Below are 16,101 nucleotides of genomic sequence, written 5' to 3'. Positions count from 1 at the left end.
GAAATGGCTTTGACATTGATTCCCCCTTATTGCCCGGGATCCGGCGGCAATAAGCTGATTCCGAAAATGGGTGGCTGGATCAGTCGATGCGCGAGGCGCGGTCGATGAAGAGCGCGCCGCCGGTGACCAGGCGGTCGTCGCTGGTGATGCCGGCCTGGGCCTGGATCACGTCGCCTGACCTGATGCCCGGGGTGATGCGCCGCATCACGAAGCGCCGGTCGGGCAGCGAGACCCAGACATTCGCCTCGTCGCCGCGGAAGATCACGGCATTGAGCGGCACGGCGGGGGCGTGCATCGCCTGGCCGACCTCGATGTGGAAGGTCGCGAACATCTCGGGACGCAGCTCGCGGTTCGGGTCCAGCACCTCGGCCATCACCGTCAGGCGACGGGTCGTGGCGTCGAGGCCCGCGGCGGTGCGGACGACGCGCGCCTCGAAGCGGCGGTCCGGCAGGGCGCCGATGGTGACGTCCACGCGCTGGCCCTCATGGATCAGCGGCACGTCCAGCTCGCGGACATTGGCGATGAGCCACATGGTCGAGAGATCGGCGATGGTGAAGACCGGATCGCCCTCGCCGGCCGTCAGCCACTGGCCCGGGCCGGCGCGGCGCTGGGTGATGGTGCCGGCGAGCGGCGCGGTCACGGTGATGAGGCCGCTGACCTGGCGCGTGCGCTCGATCTCGGTGATCTGCTCGGGCGTGCGGCCGAGGACGCGCAGGCGGTCGCGATTGGCCTCGGCCTGGGCATTGGCGCTGCGCAGATCGGATTCGGCGGAGGTGGTGGCGACGCGCGCCTGTTCGACGTCGCGCAGGGCCGTGGCGCGGGCGGAGTAGAGCGAGACCTGGCGGGCCTGCTCGCGCCGGGCCTGGGCGAGGGCGACGGTGTTCTTCTGCACATTATCGAGGGCGGCCAGCAGGTCGTTGGCCGCGCTCGTCACATCCGCGGTCTCGATTTCGTAGAGGGGCGCGCCGGCTTCGACCTGGTCGCCCACGCGGGCGAAGGCGCGCATGACGCGCCCGGTGTAGGGCGAGAGCATGGGGGTGGAGCGGTCGTCGTTATAGGCAATGCGGCCTTCGGCGATCCGCTCGGGGCGGAATTCCCGCATGGCGACGGGCTCGATGCGCAGGGCGCGGACTTCGTTCTCGCTCAGGCGGAATTCGCCGGGCACCTCGGCTTCCGCCGACGAGACGCCGGGCGCGGTCTCCCAGGTCGCCAGCATGTAGGCCCCCGCCGCGAAGAGCGTCAGGCCGCCGGCCGCCATCATCATGGTCCTCGACGACCGGCGCTGGACGGGCGCCGGCTCGGGCGCGTGCTCCTGCGCCTGCGGCGGCACCGGGCGCGACGGCGTCTTCGCTTTGTCGTCTGCGGTAGCCTGATCGACGATGCTCATGGAAATCCGGGGCCTCTTTGGAAAATGGCGCGCCGCGGCACGCGTTGCGGCGTGACATCCGCACAAACTTAACCTAACCTGAACGAAATCCAGGTCAATAAATTTTTTCCCAGAAACGCAGCGGCGGCGAATTTTGCCGATGTTGATGGCGATTTGTGCAGGAATCGCTCATTTATCTCGTTGATTTTGCTTGATAATTAATACCTACGTCAAAAATGGCGTTAATTATGCTGAATGATCCTGAACCTATGCTGAATGACTTTGACAGGATCCGAAAAGCTGAACATAAGCTGAATGGCCTTCCTCGACCTCTAACTCGGGTGTGCCATGCGTCACCTCATCGCGTTTTCGCTGCAGAAGCGGGCCCTCGTGGTTCTGCTCTTCCTCGCCTTCGTGGGCGCTGGCGCCTATGGCTTCCTGCACCTCAACATCGAGGCCTACCCCGATCCCGTGCCGCCGACGGTGGTGGTGATCACACAGAACCAGGGGCAGAGCGCCGAGGAAATCGAGCGCTACATCACCGTGCCGATCGAAGTCGGCCTCGCCGGCATGCCCAACTTGCGGGCCACCCGAAGCACCAGCCTCTTCGGCCTCTCCGTCGTCCAGGCGCAATTCACCTACGCGGTGAATTACGAGCAGGCGCAGCAATACGTGCTGAACCGCCTGGGCCAGCTCAACCTGCCCAATAACGTGCAACCCGAGATCAGCCCTTGGTCGCCGATCGGCGAGATCCTGCGCTATCGCGTGGAAGGGCCGCCCGGCTTCTCGCCCGCCGATCTGCGCGTGATCCAGGACTGGGTGCTGGAGCGCCGCTTCAAGCGCGTTCCCGGCGTCATCGACGTCACCACCTATGGCGGGCCCAGCAAGGCCTTCAACGTGGTGATCGACCTGTCCCGCCTCCAGGCCTACGGGCTGGGGATCAGTCAGGTGGTGGAGGCCATCGGCCAGGGCGGCGCCACCGTCGGCGCCGGCCTCGTCTCCATCGGCCCGCAATCGGCCGTCGTGCAGGGCGTGGGCCTCATCCGTACCGTCGAGGACATCCAGTCCGTCGTGCTCGGCGCGGCGAACGGCGTGCCGATCCTGGTCGGCGACGTCGCGCGCGTGGAGACCGGCAACCTTCCCCGCCTCGGCCTCGCCGGCCAGGACGACCGGGACGACGTGGTGATGGGCGTCGTGCTCATGCGCCGCGGCGAGCAGACCCTGCCCACCATCCGGGCCGTCGAGCGCGAGCTCGCCACCATCAATGCCGGCGGCGTCCTTCCGCCCGGCGTGCGCGTCGTGACCGTCTATGACCGGCGCGAGCTGGTGGACCAGACGACGCACCACGTGGTGAAGAACATCATCATCGGCATCTGCCTCGTCGTGCTGATCCAGTGGCTCTTCCTGGGCGATCTGCGCGGCGCCTTCGTCGTCGGCGCCACGATTCCCTTCGCCTTCTTCTTCGCCGTGATCGTCATGCTGCTCAGAGGCGAGAGCGCTAATCTGCTCAGTCTGGGCAGTCTCGACTTCGGCCTGCTCGTCGACGCGACCGTCATCCTCGTCGAGAATATCTACCGCCACCTGCACATGGCGATGCGATCGCCCGACAGTCGAATGCGACGCGTCCCACGTGGCCTGTCGCGTGTGCACGCCATCATCCTGCGTGCCGGCGCCGAGGTGGCGACGCCGATCTTCTTCTCGGCGCTCATCATCGTCGCCGCCTTCCTGCCCCTCTTCACCATGGGCGGGATCGAGGGCCGCATCTTCGGCCCGATGGCCAAGACCTATGCCTATGCCATCGCCGGCGCGATGATCGCGACCTTCACCATCGCCCCGGCCCTGGCCGGCATCCTCTTCACCGAGGACACGCGCGAGCGGACCATGCCCATCGTCCGCTGGCTCTCCATCGCCCATCAGTGGCTCTACACCCGCGCCATGGCGGCCCGGGCCGCCACCATCGGCCTGGCGCTGCTCATGCTCGCGGCCGGCGGCTTCCAGTTCACCCGCCTCGGCGGCGAGTTCCTTCCCACCCTGGAGGAGGGCAGCATCTGGATGCGCGCCACGCTGCCGGCCACCATCTCGCTCGAGGAGGGCGCCACCACCGTCAACGCCATGCGTCGCGTGGTGATGGAGTTCCCCGAGGTCATCACCGTCACCTCGCAGCAGGGCCGCCCGGATGACGGCACCGACAGCGCGGGCTTCTTCAATGCTGAGTTCTTCATACCCCTGCGCCCGCAGGACACCTGGACCACCGCGCACAGCAAGAACGCGCTGGTCGCCGCCATCGAGTCGCGGCTGCGCGGCGAGTTCCTCGGCGTGGACTTCAACTTCAGCCAGTACATCAGCGACAACGTCCAGGAGGCGGCCTCCGGCGTGAAGGGCGCCAACGCGCTCAAGGTCATCGGCCCCGAGCTGGACGTGCTGGCGCGCCTGGCCGAGCAGATCCGCGTCGAGATGGCGCAGGTCCCCGGCATCACCGACCTCGCGGCCTTCCGGACGCTGGGCCAGCCCACCGTCTCCATCCGCATCGACCGTCAGCGCGCCGCGCGCTACGGCCTCAGCATCAACGACATCAACGCCGCCGTGCAGGCCGCCGTCGGCGGGCAGGAGGCCGCGCGACTCTACGAGGACGGCGCGGATCGCAACTTCCCCATCATGGTCCGCCTGGCCGAGCCCTTCCGGCGCGACATCGATGCCATCGGCCGCGTGCCGGTGAACGCGACCTCGGGCGCCACGCTGCGCGACGTGGCCGATATCCGCCTCGTCTCCGGCGCCAGCTACATCTACCGCGAGGACAGCTCGCGCTACGTGCCGGTGAAGTTCTCCGTCCGTGGCCGCGACCCGCAAAGTGCGGTGACCGAGGCGGCGGAGCGCGTGCGCCAGAACGTGGAGCTGCCGCCGGGCTACCGCCTCGAATGGGTGGGCGAGTTCCGCAACCTGCAGGACGCCATCGCGCGGCTCCAGGTGGTGGTGCCCTTCGCGCTCATCCTCATCACCGTGCTGCTCTACGTGCAGTTCGGCACGCTGCGGGACGCGCTGCTCATCATGTCGGTGCTGCCGCTCTCCTGCATCGGCGGCGTCACCGCGCTCGACATCATCGGGCTGCCCTTCAGCGTGCCGGCCGCCATCGGGTTCCTGGCGCTCTTCGGGATCACGGTGATGGAGGGCATCATCCTGCTGTCCCACTTCCATCTGCTGCGCGAGCAGGGGCTGGAATGGAAGGCGGCGATCGACCAGTGCGGCATCGACCGGATGCGTCCCGTCATGATGACCTGCATGGCCGCCATGGTGGGCCTGTTGCCGATGGCGCTCGCCACCGGCATCGGCAGCGATCTCCAGCGGCCGCTCGCGGTCGTGGTCGTCGGCGGCACGACGGTGCTGCCGCTGATCATCCTGATCGTCCTGCCCATCGTGATCGACATCTTCGGCCGCAGCCGCGCCGAAGCCCGCCGGCCGCAGCCTTCGCTCAACAGGCCGCTCCCCGGCATGGGCGACTGAGCAAGGCTGACATCGGCCCACCAACACCGCCCGCCCCCGCCGAAAGGCCGGGGCGGGCGGCCTCGTTTTGGGAGGCCGTGACGCTTCGGCTCCCCGAGGCTGGTCGGACATTCGGTATCCCAAAGGGGCCTTTCTTGGGATACCGAATCGGGATATCCATTCGGATACCGATCTCCGGCGGAACTCCCATGTCCCAGATGCTCCAGATCCACGACCAGCTCCGGGAGATGATCCTGTCTCTCGACCTCGGCCCGGGGGAGCGGCTGACGGAACGGTGGCTGGAGGGACGCTTCGAAGGCTCCCGCACGCCGATCCGCGCCGCGCTGGTGCGCCTGGAGGGCGAGGACCTGGTCCGCCGCGACGGGCGCAACTGGATCGTCGCGCCGATCGAGCTCGGGGAGCTGGCCGCGCTTTCCGAGTTCCGCGAGCCGTTGGAGACCGCTGCCGCCCGCCTGGCCTGCGCACGCGCCAGCGAGGCCGACATCGCCGGGATCGAGGAGATGCTGGACGCCTGCCAGTCCGGCGCGCCGCGGGAGGAATGGCACCGCGTCGGCACGGACTTCCATGTCGAGATCGCGCGCCTCTCGGGCAACCCCTTCATCGTGAAGGCCATCACCGGCGCGATGACCCAGCTGTCGCGCGCCCGCTGGCTCGAGGTCTGGACCGAGCCCTCGCGCGAGCGCGCCTGGGAGGAGCATCGGCGCATCCTCGGCTTCATCCGGAACAACAAGCCGGATGAAGCCGCACGGGAGGTGGCCGAGCACATCCGCGACACGCGCGACCGCCTGCTCCGCTCGCTGAATGAGGACCGTCGCGGCCTGCGCGCGCGCGGCTTCGCCGTGATCGGGGCGCGGTAGCATGGAAGCTGTGCAAAGCAGCGAAGGGGTGCCCGACGAAGGCCCTTGGATGCGGAACCTGATCGTCTGCGCCTTCGGCTCCTTCACCACGATCGTGGCGATGACGCTGCTGCTGCCTTTCCTGCCGCTCTATGTCGAGCAGCTCGGCGTGACGGAGCATGCCGCCATCGTGCAGTGGTCGGGCATCGCCTATGGCGCGACCTTCTTCAGCGCGGCGCTGACGGCGCCGCTCTGGGGGCGGCTGGCCGATCGCTACGGCCGCAAGCTCATGCTGATCCGCGCGAGCCTCGGCATGGCGGTCGCGATGTCGCTCATCGGCATGGCGGAGAATGTGTGGCAGCTGGTGGCACTGCGGCTCCTGGCAGGGCTGCTCGGCGGCTACGCCTCGGGCTCCATGATCCTCGTCGCCGCGCAGACGCCCAGGGCGCGGACCGGCTGGGCGCTCGGCATGCTCTCCTCGGGCATCATGGCGGGCAATCTGGTCGGGCCGTTGATCGGTGGCGTCCTGCCGCCGCTGGTCGGCATTCGCGAGACCTTCCTGCTGGCGGGCGCCGTCATCTTCGTCACCTTCCTGGCCACGGCCTTCCTCATCCGCGAGGAGGTGCGCCCGAAGGAGGCGCGGTCCGGCAAGTCGCGCGGCGTGTGGGCGATGATCCCCGACAAGCGCCCCGTCGTCGCGATGCTCGCGACGGGCCTTCTGCTGATGATCGCGAATATGTCGATCGAGCCGATCATCACGGTCTACGTCGCGCAGCTGGTCGAGCTCTCGAGCGTGACCTTCGTCGCCGGCCTCGTGATGTCGGCCGCCGCGCTGGGCAGCATCCTGTCGGCGTCGCGTCTGGGGAAGCTGGCGGACCGCATCGGCCACTGGCGCATCATCAACCTGTGCCTCGCCGTTGCTGCGTTGCTGCTCATCCCGCAGGCCTTCGTGACCGAGGGCTGGCAGCTCATCCTGCTGCGTTTCCTGATGGGCCTGGCGCTGGGCGGGCTGCTGCCCTGCATTGCCGCCGTCATCCGCCATAACGTTCCGGAGACGATGGCCGGCGGCGTCCTGGGCTATTCGGTGTCGGCGCAATATGCGGGGCAGGTGATCGGCCCGCTTTTGGGCGGCTTCGTGGGCGGCCATATCGGCATGCAGGCCGTTTTCCTGGGCACGTCGGTCCTGATGGCGGCCGGGGCCATCGGCAATCATGTAGTCGAGCGGCGGCGCTAAGAACCCAGAGCGCAAGCGGCCAGACCACGTCGATGGAGGGGCGGGACGGGCTGCGCCCCATCCCGCCTTCGATGAGTGTCAGGCGTGGCTGACCCCGCCGGTTAGTCTCCGCTCGCCCCCGTGAGGCGCACCAGCTCCTCCATCTGGATCACATCCTGGCGCTGCATCTCGGCCATCGCCGCAGCGTCGCCGCTCACGGAGGTGTAGCCCAGGTTCTCCAGCCGTCCGCGCGTCCGCGCGTCGCGCCCTGCTGCGGTAATCGCCGCGGTCATCCGCTGGACGATGGGCTGCGGCAATCCGGCCGGGCCGAAGACACCGTTCCAGCTGTTGAAACGGTAGCCGGGCACGGCCTCGGCGATGGCGGGGATGTCCGGCAGGCTGGACATGCGCTCGGTCCGCGTCGTGGCGAGGGGGCGGATCTGCTCGGACCGCGCGAAGGTCAGGGATTCCGCCAGCGGCGCGAAGAGCACCTGCAACTGTCCCGCGATCAGGTCCTGCATGGCCGGCGCGCCGCCGCGATAGGGGATGTGGGTGAACTGCACGCCCGCCTGCTGCTCGAAGAGCGCGCCGGCGAAGTGCTGCGTGCTGCCGGGGCCGGCCGTGCCCATGTTGAGCTTGCCGGGATTGGCCTTCGCATAGGCGATGAACTCGTTGAGGTTGCGCACGGGCACCGAGGGATGCACCGCCAGCAGCGCGCCCCCCGCCGTGACCAGCGCGATCGGCGAGAAGTCTCGCACGACGTGGAAGCCCATGTTGCGGAACAGGAACTGGTTCGTGGCATGCGTGCCGGCCGAGCCGACCACGAAGGTATATCCGTCCGGCGCGCTGCGGGCGACGTATTCGGAACCGATATTGCCCGAGGCACCGACCCGGTTCTCGACCACCACCGGCTGACCGAGCAGCGGGGAGATCCCGTCCGCCACGACCCGGGCCACGCTGTCGGTGGCGCCGCCGGGCGCGAAGCCGACGACGAATCGAATGGGGCGATCGGGATTCCAGGTCGCCTGCGCGGCGGCCAGGGCAGGCAGAAAAGGCGTGGCGACAAGGCCACGCGCGAAATCGCGACGTTTCATGACGGTCCCCCTGTTGGTTCCCATCAGGATAAGCTTGGATTCGCGCTTCCGACTAGATTTCGTGAACGAACCGAATCAATGGCCGACGCCCACAGGCCCAGGGACCGCCAGGCGTGGCCTCGGCTGCCCCGCCGGCCCGCCCGGAAGTACCGGGCAGGCGCGGCGGAGGCGAATGGCGGGCGGTCGGTCCCGGTCGGCCGTCAGACCGGTTTGACGTCCAGCCCCGTCCACCGCGCGGCGAAGGCCCACTGATCCGCGTATTCCGCGATGACCTTTTCGGTGGGCTTGCCCATGCCGTGGCCCGAGCGCGTCTCCACATGGATCAGGTGGGGGCGGGGGCCGAGGTCGGCGGCCTGTACCGCGGCGATGTACTTGAAGCTGTGGGCGGGGACCACGCGGTCGTCCATGTCGGCCGTCGTAACCAGGATCGCCGGATAGGTCTTGCTCTGGGCGATGGTGTGATAGGGCGAATAGGTCATGAGATTGCGGAAATGCGCCTCCTCCGCCGGGCTGCCGTATTCCGGGAGCCAGAGGTGGCCGCCGGTGAACCGGTCGTAGCGCAGCATGTCCATCACGCCCACGCCGGGCAGGGCCGCGGCGAAGAGCTCCGGCCGCTGGTTCACCACGGCCCCGACCAGGAGCCCGCCATTGGACTCGCCCTTGATGGCAAGGCCGTCGGGCGACGCGATGCCTTGCGCCTGCAGATACTCGGCGGTCGCGATGAAGTCGTCGAAGACGTTCTGCTTGTTCCCGAGCCGGCCCGCCTCATGCCACGCCCTGCCGTATTCGCCGCCGCCGCGGAGATTGACGACCGCCAGCACGCCGCCCTGCTCCACCCACGCCTGGTAGGGCGGGAAGTAGATGGGGACGAGGTTGATGGAAAAGCCGCCATAGCCATAGAGCAGCGTGGGCGCGGGCCCCGTGACGTCCTTGCGCCGCATCACGAACATCGGGACGCGCGTGCCGTCCTTCGAGGTGCAGAAATGCTGCTCCACGACGATCCGGTCGAGGCCGGGCGGAAGCTGCGGCTTCGTCCAGATGGAGGCCTCGCGGGTCTCCACGTCGTAGCGATAGACGGTCGTCGGTGCGTCATAGCTGGTGAAGACGAAGAAGCTTTCCGGATCGTCCGGATCGCCCTGGAAGCCCAGCACGCTGCCGATCCCCGGCTGCTCCACCACGCCGTCGGGCCGGCCTTCCAGATCGTAGCGCAGGATCTCCGTCTTCGCGTCGACGAGATAGGAGGCGAGCACGCGCCCGCCGATCAGCCAGGCGCTGGTCAGGACGGCCTCACGCTCGCCCACGAGGTCGGTGAAGACGGGGTTCGCCTCGGCCAGATCGAGCGTGACGAGCTTCCGGCGCTCGGCATCCCGGCTGGTCCCGATGAAGAGCTTCGTCCCCCGGTTTCCGAAGACGTTCCATTCGTTGTCGAAGTCCTCGATCAGCTTGCGCGGCCGCCACGCGGCCTCGGTCAGATCCACCACCGTCAGCGCCGCGGCCATCGTGCCGGGTGAGGAGATGATCACCGCGTAGCGTCCGTCCTTCGTGATCTCGAAGAGGTGCAGCAGCCGGGGCTGATCGGGCGTGGCGTAGAGCAGCCGGTCCTCGGCCTGCGGGGTGCCGAGCCGGTGGAAATAGATCGCGTGGTTCTCGACGCTCGCCTGCAGGGCCATGCCCGCTTCCGGCTCCGGATAGCGGCAGTAGAAGAAGCCCGAGCCGTCCTTCATCCAGTCCAGCGCGGTGAACCTCGCCCACCGGACTTCGTCCCCGAGGATCTCGCCCGTCGCCACCTTCAGCACCCTGATGGTGCGCCAGTCCGCGCCGCCATCCTGCACGGCATAGGCCAGGTGCTCGCCGTCGTCGGACACCGACCATTCGCCCAGCGCCACGCTTCCATCCTTCGACCAGGCGTTGGGGTCGATCAGCACGCGGTCCGCGCCGTCCAGGCCCTCGCGGACATGCAGCACGCCATGGCCGGTGGACCCGGCAAAGCGGAGGTAGAAGTACCGCGCTCCGCGCTTCTGCGGCACCGAGAGGCGCTCGTAGTCGAACAGCTCCGTCATCCGGTCCTGGAAGGCCTTGCGGGCGGGCAGGGCGTCCAGATAGGTGTCCGTCACCTGGTTCTGGTCCTCGACCCAATCGGCGACCTTCGTGTCGGCGCGGACATCGTTCTCGAGCCAGCGATAGGGGTCGGCGACGGTGACGCCGAAATGCTCCTCGCGGACATCGCTGCGCTCGGTCTTGGGATAGGTGATGGCGGGCATCTGTCGAAATCTCCGGATGGGATTGTCGGGGCAGGCGGTGGCAGCGACCAGGCCGGTCGTTCAGGAACCCACGGGGTCTGAGATCGGCAGCGTGCTGGCGGCCCGGACGGAGCGGGCGAGCATGCTGTTAATCTCCTCGAGGGTGAATTTCTGGCCGTGCTTGATGGCCGCCGTGCTGACCGTCTCATCGACGACGCGCACGGCCGCAATGACCGTCGCCGCGCAGAGGCGGACCTCGAAATCCTCGGCGGAGCGATGCAGGCGCTCGCCGATGACCTTGGCGAGCGCCTCTTCGCTGATCTGGCAGGACATCAGCCAGGCGGCGCGCAGCGCGGGCTCGTCGGGCAGGCGCGCGATGAGGCGCACGGCGAGCAGGCCGTCCGACAGCTCCTCCGGCGTCGCATGGTCAGGCCCGAGGCAGGCCTGGAAATAGTCCTCGATCGACATGTTCCGCGGCCACCGGCGCAGCGTCGCGGCGAAGCGGAGCGCCGTGGCGGAGAAGAGCGGCTCGACGCAGTTCTCCTTCGTCCGGAAATAGCGCCAGACCGTGCGCTTCGAGAGGCCGGCCGCGGCCGCGATGTCGTCCCCGCTGGTCCCCGCGACGCCGTGCTCCAGGAAGAGCCGGGCCGCGTGCCGGGACACCGCCAGGCGGGGATCTTCGTCCTCCATCGGTCCAGCTCCTTGCTGTCACTTAGTGACATGATGTATGTCACTAAGTGACAGATGTCAAAGGTGGTCGAAGGACAAGCGACGCCTTGGGCGTGAATGGCGGTGGGGGCGCGAGGAGGATTGCTGCGGAATCGCGGGCTCCCGGCCCCGCTGCGCAGCCACCCGATCGCCGAACCTTTCAAGGAACGGGTGATGCATCATTTTCACGAGGCGATATCGCTCATCACACGCCATAAGATGGCGTTCGTGGCGCTGAGCCTCGCCTTCTTCGGGCTTCTGCTCGCCGCCATGGCCGTGGCCATGTTCGTGCCGGATCTGCAGACCTATTTTCAGGACCAGGCCCATGGCTCCTTCGAGCAGCCGGGAATCCTGCGATGGGCCGCGGGCCTGTACGGAAGCCGGCAGCTGCTGATGGCGATCGCCGCCACCTTCTTCGTGAATCTCACCGTCTCGGTGACCATGACGACGCTTCCGTCATTCATCTTCCCGTTCACCGGGATCCTCATCACGCTGTATCGCGGGGTGATCTGGGGCTTCTCCTTCGCTCCACTCGGTCCTTATGGCGGCATGATGATGCCCCATTCGCTCACGCTGGTGATCGAGGGGATGGCCTATGTGCTCGGCGCCTTCGCGGCCTATGTCCACGCCCGGATGTTCCTGCTTCCGGACCAGTACGGGCTGGGCTCCCATTGGGAGGGTTACAAGGCCGGGGCCGTTGCCGTCGCGCGGCTCTACATCCTCATCGTGCTGATGCTGTTGATCGGCGCCATCTACGAGGGGATCGAGGTGATCTATCTGGTGCCGCAGTTCCTGTGAGCGACAAGCTATCCTGATCGCTCAAGCGGGCGGATCGCTCTCGCTGCTCATCCACTGAACGAACCTGCGCAGATGCGTCAGGAAAACCGAGGGTGGGCCCGCGGGCAGGCTCGCTTGCGCCAGGAAGAACTGCGCCTCGGCCGCCATGAGAGGATGGCGTCGGGTCAGCCGCGCGACGTGCTCCTCGAGCGTCATCGGCCAGTCGGTATCCGTGTCCCGTCGAAGGATATTGGTCGAGCGGATGACCTTCCGCGCGGCCTCGCGCTGGAGCCTCTGCGCTTCCTCCTCCGTGGGCGCGAGGCGGATGCGGGCGTCGTAATCGGAAAGCACGGTGCGGTAGTTGCCGTTGACGGCCCAGGCGATTTCCCTGGAGGGCCGGAAGGGGCTGAACTCCGGGCGCAGATCGTCGCCGTGGAGGCACTGGCAATGATGCTTCAGCCAATAGCCCCAGCTGAACTTACCTTCGGCAGATCGCACCTCGTCGAGGGTGCCGATGTCGAAATCGACCTTGGTGGCGACGGGATGCGCCCTCTCCAGCCAGGCCCGTATTTCATCGAGTTTCGCCGCTTCCGCTTCTGAAAGCGCTCGGATCACCACCAGCGAGAGATCGAGATCCGAGCGATAGGGGACAGCCCGCCCTTCGGCGACGCTTCCATAGACGTAGAGGCTGTGAAGCAGCGGACCGGCCTCGGCGGCAAGCCGAAGACGCGCCTCGTTGAGGAGCGGCCGGAACTCGCTCTGGAAGGCGATATCGGGAAGGGTCGGAATAAACCCGTCTGCATCCACGGCCATGTCGCTTCCTATCCGCATCCCGTGCGCTTCGGCGTGCCTCAATCCGCCGCTACGGAATCACGATCGCCGTCTCCGCCTTCACGCGATCGAGGGCGATCAGGGTGCGGTAGCTGGCCACCGCATCGTTCTCCGCGAAGAGCCGCCGGGTCGTGCCTTCGTAGGCCGCCATGTCGGGCGCGATGATGATGAGCACGAAGCTCGTGCCGCCCGTCACATAGTAGCACTGCTGCACCTCCGGTGCGGCACGGAACAGCGCCTTGGTCGCATCGACCGTTCTCGCCCGTTCGTCACGCAGAAGCACCTCGACGATGGCGGTGATGGTCATGCCGACCGAGGCCGGGTCCACGAGCGCGAGGTTGCGCGCGATGACGCCCGACATCTCCATCGCGGCGATCCGGCGTTGCACCGCCGCGGCCGAGAGGTTGACCTGCTCGGCGATGGTGCGCTGCGGCGTCTTGTTGTCGCGCTGGACGATGCGGAGGATCGACCGGTCGAAGGGGTCGAGCGAACGCTGCATTTTGCGGGCCATAAACGAGTATTTGTTGCATTTAGGTGCACCATCAAGCGAAAAATTCCCGATGGGGTGATGATAATCCTCGGCCGCACCTTCCTGATTGCGGACCCTCTCCCATGAGCATCACCCAGAGTCGCAGCCTTCCCGGCGACTCCATTTCAACCGGCATCCTCTTCGGCATGGGCGCGGGCGCGCTCTGGGGGACGGTGTTCCTGGCGCCGGAACTCGTGCGCGGATTCAGCCCGCTGCAGCTGACCGTCGGGCGTTTCCTGGCCTTCGGCCTGCTCTCGGCCGCGCTGCTCGCGCCGCGCTGGCGGAGGGTCCTCGGGCAGGTGGCCCCTCGCCAATGGCTGGCGCTGGCCTGGCTCGCCCTGGCCGGAAACGGGCTCTACTACCTGCTGCTGTCGAACGCCGTCCAAACCGGCGGCATCGCCATGACCTCCCTCGTCATCGGTTTCCTCCCCGTCACGGTCACGCTCATCGGTAGCCGGGACCGTGGCGCGGTGCCGCTCGCCCGCCTGATGCCGTCCCTGCTGCTCTGCACCGCGGGGGCGATCTGCATCGGCTGGCAGGCCATCGCCATGCCGTCCTCCGGCGATGTGCGCCAGCAGGTCGTGGGTCTTCTCTGCGCCATCGGTGCCCTGGCTTCCTGGACGGCCTATGCGGTCGGCAACAGCCGCTGGCTCGGCCGGCTCGACAAGGTTTCCATCCAGGACTGGAACCTGCTCACCGGGGTGATGACCGGGGCGCAGGCCGTGCTGCTGCTCCCGCTGGCCGTGGCCCTGGGCGCCGGCGAGCATAGCGCGCTGGCCTGGGCGCAGCTGGCGGCGGTGTCGGTCGGCGTGGCGGTGCTGGCCTCGATCGGCGGCAATGCGCTGTGGAACCGGATGAGCCGCCTGCTGCCCCTCACCATGGTGGGGCAGATGATCCTCTTCGAGACGCTCTTCGCGCTGGTCTATGGCTTCCTGTGGGAGCAGCGCTATCCGACGCAGCTCGAGACCGCGGCCTTCGGCCTGGTGGTGCTCAGCGTGCTGTCCTGCATCGCCGCGCACCGCCCCCGCTCGCCCTGACCACCGGACCATGCTGTTGGTGTCAGGATAGGGGATTGCTGACTCAGTCAGCATTCCCCTAGGCTGGCCTCATGACGGATATCAGCCAGAGCGAGGTCGCCGCCCTTCGCGCCTTCAACCGGCTCTACACGCGCCGTCTGGGCCTGCTGAACGCGCGGCTCGACGGCAGCCCCTTCACGCTGACCGAGGCGCGGATCCTCTACGAGCTCGCGCAACGGACCGCGCCCGCCGCCGCCGATATCCTTCGCGCGCTCGATCTCGATTCCGGCCAGCTCAGCCGTACGCTGAAGCGCTTCGCCGAGCGCGGGCTGCTCGAATCCGATGCCGACCCCGAGGGCGGCCGGCGCCGGCCGCTCTCCCTGACCAGGGCAGGCCGCGCGACCTTCGCGGCCCTCGAGCGCAACACGAACGAGGCCGTGGGTACGCTGCTGCGCACCCTGCCGGAGGGCCGGCGCCGGCGCCTGCTCTCGGCGGTCGATTCCATCACGAAAGTTTTCGAGGACAGTTCGATGCCTGAAGCGACGTTGCGGGATTTGAAGCCGGGTGACCTGGGCTGGATCGCCCATCGCCAGGCCGTGCTCTACGCCGAGGAATACGGCTGGAACGGCGAGTTCGACGCCATGGCCGCGCGCATCCTCGCCGACTTCGTGCAGTCCTTCGATTCCGGCCACGACGCCGCCTGGATCGCCGAGATCGATGGCCGCGTGGCCGGCTCCGTCTTCCTGGTGCGCGGCGAGACGCCGGGCACGGGCAAGCTGCGCCTGCTCTATGTCGAGCCGGAAGCGCGCGGCACCGGCCTCGGCGCGAAGCTCGTCGATGCCTGCATCGCGCGTGCCCGCCAGGTGGGGGACCGTTCGCTGATGCTGTGGACCAACGACATCCTCGCCGCCGCCCGGCGCATCTACCAGCGTGCCGGCTTCAGCCTCGTCGAGGAGGCGCCGCACCATTCCTTCGGCAAGGACCTCATGGGCCAGATCTGGGAGTTGCGGCTCGACGGCGCGGCGCCCGCGGGGAAGGCGGCATGACGGCCGGCGCGCCGCGGCGCCCCACCATCGCCGTCATCGGGTTGGGCGCCATCGGCGGGGTCGTCGCCGGCACCCTGGCAGCCTTGGAGCGGCATGACGTGACCGTCTGCGTCCGGTCGCCGATCGAGCGCCTCGTCGTCGAGCGGCCGCAAGGACTGGTGGAGGTGCAGCCCCGGGTGCTTACCCGGCCCGAGGAAGCGGCGCCGGTGGACTGGGTGCTGCTGGTGACCAAGGTGCACCAGACGGCGTCGGTGGCGCCGTGGCTCGCGCGGCTTTGCGGCCCCGGCACCAGGATCGCCGCGATGCAGAACGGCATCGGGCATGAGGCGCATCTGGCGCCCCTCGTGGGGCCGGCCACCGTCGTGCCCACCATCGTCTACTACAATGGCGAGCGCCTCGCGCCCGATCGCGTGCGCATCAGGCCCGCCGGCGGATACGAGCTCGCCGTGCGGGACGATGCCGGGGGGAGGGCCTTTGCCGAGCTGCTGGACGGCAGCCCGATGCGGATCCTGCGCAGCGCCGACTTCGCGACGCTCGCCTGGCGCAAGCTCCTGCTGAATGCCGTGGCCAATCCGGTCACCGCGCTGACGCAGCAGCGCCAGGCGGTCTTCCGCCGCCCCGACATCCAGGTGCTGTGCCGCTCCATCCTCGGGGAGGCGGTCGCGGTCGGGCTTGCCGATGGCGCCCAGCTTGCGCCCGACGAGGTCGAGCGGATCATGGCGGCGCTTCTGTCCTATCCGCCCGAGGCCGGGACCTCGATGTATTTCGACCGGCTTGCGGGGCGCGCGCTCGAGGTCGATGCCCTTACGGGCGCGGTCGTCGCCTGTGGTGAGCGCCATGGGGTGCCCACGCCGGTCAATACGGCGCTGCTGACGCTGCTGCGGGCGGTGAGCGACGCGGCGACGGGCTAGGTCCCAGGCGGGATCGCTTTCCCACTCCCAGGGCGC

The 16,101-nt window shown here is 68.1% G+C and carries 13 protein-coding genes; 7 read left to right on the top strand and 6 right to left on the bottom strand.

All coding sequences use genetic code 11. The annotated features are described in order from the left end of the window. Nucleotides 1–79 precede the first annotated feature (79 nt). Nucleotides 80–1,387 (bottom strand): efflux RND transporter periplasmic adaptor subunit, encoded by a 1,308-nt coding sequence (locus KHU32_RS02450; RefSeq protein WP_213668447.1) that lies wholly within the window; start codon nucleotides 1,385–1,387, stop codon nucleotides 80–82. A gap of 327 nt (nucleotides 1,388–1,714) precedes the next feature. Between KHU32_RS02450 and KHU32_RS02445 the strand changes: the two genes are divergently transcribed. From KHU32_RS02445 to KHU32_RS02435, 3 genes are all read left to right on the top strand, one after another. Further along, nucleotides 1,715–4,864, top strand: coding sequence for an efflux RND transporter permease subunit (locus KHU32_RS02445; RefSeq protein ID WP_213668446.1), 3,150 nt, complete (start codon nucleotides 1,715–1,717; stop codon nucleotides 4,862–4,864). Between the two features lie 188 nt (nucleotides 4,865–5,052). Next, entirely contained in the window at nucleotides 5,053–5,721 is a 669-nt protein-coding gene (locus KHU32_RS02440; RefSeq protein ID WP_213668445.1) for a GntR family transcriptional regulator, read from the top strand. Between the two features lie 49 nt (nucleotides 5,722–5,770). Beyond that, entirely contained in the window at nucleotides 5,771–6,934 is a 1,164-nt protein-coding gene (locus KHU32_RS02435) for an MFS transporter (RefSeq protein WP_213668444.1), read from the top strand. Nucleotides 6,935–7,035: 101 nt separating this feature from the next. Here the strand turns inward: KHU32_RS02435 and KHU32_RS02430 are convergent, their stop codons facing one another. From KHU32_RS02430 to KHU32_RS02420, 3 genes are all read right to left on the bottom strand, one after another. Continuing rightward, nucleotides 7,036–8,007: a Bug family tripartite tricarboxylate transporter substrate binding protein gene (locus KHU32_RS02430; protein WP_213668443.1), complete on the bottom strand. Its 972-nt coding sequence runs from the start codon at nucleotides 8,005–8,007 to the stop codon at nucleotides 7,036–7,038. Between the two features lie 200 nt (nucleotides 8,008–8,207). Further along, on the bottom strand, nucleotides 8,208–10,268 hold the full coding sequence (locus KHU32_RS02425; protein ID WP_213668442.1) for a prolyl oligopeptidase family serine peptidase: 2,061 nt from the start codon (nucleotides 10,266–10,268) through the stop codon (nucleotides 8,208–8,210). 60 nt (nucleotides 10,269–10,328) lie between these two features. Next, nucleotides 10,329–10,937 carry a TetR/AcrR family transcriptional regulator gene (locus KHU32_RS02420; protein WP_213668441.1) on the bottom strand — a complete coding sequence of 203 codons (609 nt, stop codon included), beginning with the start codon at nucleotides 10,935–10,937 and terminating at the stop codon, nucleotides 10,329–10,331. 192 nt (nucleotides 10,938–11,129) lie between these two features. Here KHU32_RS02420 and KHU32_RS02415 point away from each other — a divergent pair, with 192 nt between their 5' ends. Beyond that, nucleotides 11,130–11,753, top strand: coding sequence for a hypothetical protein (locus tag KHU32_RS02415; RefSeq protein WP_213668440.1), 624 nt, complete (start codon nucleotides 11,130–11,132; stop codon nucleotides 11,751–11,753). 21 nt (nucleotides 11,754–11,774) lie between these two features. Here KHU32_RS02415 and KHU32_RS02410 read toward each other — a convergent pair whose 3' ends face one another. Both KHU32_RS02410 and KHU32_RS02405 read right to left on the bottom strand, forming a co-directional pair. Next, nucleotides 11,775–12,545 carry a nucleotidyltransferase domain-containing protein gene (locus tag KHU32_RS02410; RefSeq protein ID WP_213668439.1) on the bottom strand — a complete coding sequence of 257 codons (771 nt, stop codon included), beginning with the start codon at nucleotides 12,543–12,545 and terminating at the stop codon, nucleotides 11,775–11,777. A gap of 49 nt (nucleotides 12,546–12,594) precedes the next feature. Further along, complete coding sequence (locus KHU32_RS02405) at nucleotides 12,595–13,062, bottom strand: Lrp/AsnC family transcriptional regulator (RefSeq protein ID WP_249680504.1); 468 nt, start codon at nucleotides 13,060–13,062, stop codon at nucleotides 12,595–12,597. Nucleotides 13,063–13,175: 113 nt separating this feature from the next. Between KHU32_RS02405 and KHU32_RS02400 the strand changes: the two genes are divergently transcribed. From KHU32_RS02400 to KHU32_RS02390, 3 genes are all read left to right on the top strand, one after another. Beyond that, the gene (locus KHU32_RS02400) at nucleotides 13,176–14,129 is read left to right on the top strand and encodes a DMT family transporter (protein WP_213668437.1); all 954 of its coding nucleotides are present in this window, start codon (nucleotides 13,176–13,178) and stop codon (nucleotides 14,127–14,129) included. A gap of 71 nt (nucleotides 14,130–14,200) precedes the next feature. After that, complete coding sequence (locus KHU32_RS02395; RefSeq protein ID WP_213668436.1) at nucleotides 14,201–15,154, top strand: bifunctional helix-turn-helix transcriptional regulator/GNAT family N-acetyltransferase; 954 nt, start codon at nucleotides 14,201–14,203, stop codon at nucleotides 15,152–15,154. Then, nucleotides 15,151–16,065, top strand: coding sequence for a 2-dehydropantoate 2-reductase (locus tag KHU32_RS02390; protein WP_213668435.1), 915 nt, complete (start codon nucleotides 15,151–15,153; stop codon nucleotides 16,063–16,065). The genes KHU32_RS02395 and KHU32_RS02390 overlap by 4 nt, the downstream gene beginning before the upstream one ends. Nucleotides 16,066–16,101 lie beyond the last annotated feature (36 nt).

This window comes from Roseococcus pinisoli (assembly GCF_018413645.1).
Lineage (GTDB): Bacteria > Pseudomonadota > Alphaproteobacteria > Acetobacterales > Acetobacteraceae > Roseococcus > Roseococcus pinisoli.
This window is presented reverse-complemented; position numbering and strand designations above follow the sequence as displayed.

Coding starts and splice junctions, on each gene's coding strand:
- KHU32_RS02450 (WP_213668447.1), bottom strand. CDS start 1,387: ATGAGCATCGTCGATCAGGCTACCGCAGACGACAAAGCGAAGACGCCG.
- KHU32_RS02445 (WP_213668446.1), top strand. CDS start 1,715: ATGCGTCACCTCATCGCGTTTTCGCTGCAGAAGCGGGCCCTCGTGGTT.
- KHU32_RS02440 (WP_213668445.1), top strand. CDS start 5,053: ATGTCCCAGATGCTCCAGATCCACGACCAGCTCCGGGAGATGATCCTG.
- KHU32_RS02435 (WP_213668444.1), top strand. CDS start 5,771: ATGCGGAACCTGATCGTCTGCGCCTTCGGCTCCTTCACCACGATCGTG.
- KHU32_RS02430 (WP_213668443.1), bottom strand. CDS start 8,007: ATGAAACGTCGCGATTTCGCGCGTGGCCTTGTCGCCACGCCTTTTCTG.
- KHU32_RS02425 (WP_213668442.1), bottom strand. CDS start 10,268: ATGCCCGCCATCACCTATCCCAAGACCGAGCGCAGCGATGTCCGCGAG.
- KHU32_RS02420 (WP_213668441.1), bottom strand. CDS start 10,937: ATGGAGGACGAAGATCCCCGCCTGGCGGTGTCCCGGCACGCGGCCCGG.
- KHU32_RS02415 (WP_213668440.1), top strand. CDS start 11,130: ATGCATCATTTTCACGAGGCGATATCGCTCATCACACGCCATAAGATG.
- KHU32_RS02410 (WP_213668439.1), bottom strand. CDS start 12,545: ATGGCCGTGGATGCAGACGGGTTTATTCCGACCCTTCCCGATATCGCC.
- KHU32_RS02405 (WP_249680504.1), bottom strand. CDS start 13,062: ATGCAGCGTTCGCTCGACCCCTTCGACCGGTCGATCCTCCGCATCGTC.
- KHU32_RS02400 (WP_213668437.1), top strand. CDS start 13,176: ATGAGCATCACCCAGAGTCGCAGCCTTCCCGGCGACTCCATTTCAACC.
- KHU32_RS02395 (WP_213668436.1), top strand. CDS start 14,201: ATGACGGATATCAGCCAGAGCGAGGTCGCCGCCCTTCGCGCCTTCAAC.
- KHU32_RS02390 (WP_213668435.1), top strand. CDS start 15,151: ATGACGGCCGGCGCGCCGCGGCGCCCCACCATCGCCGTCATCGGGTTG.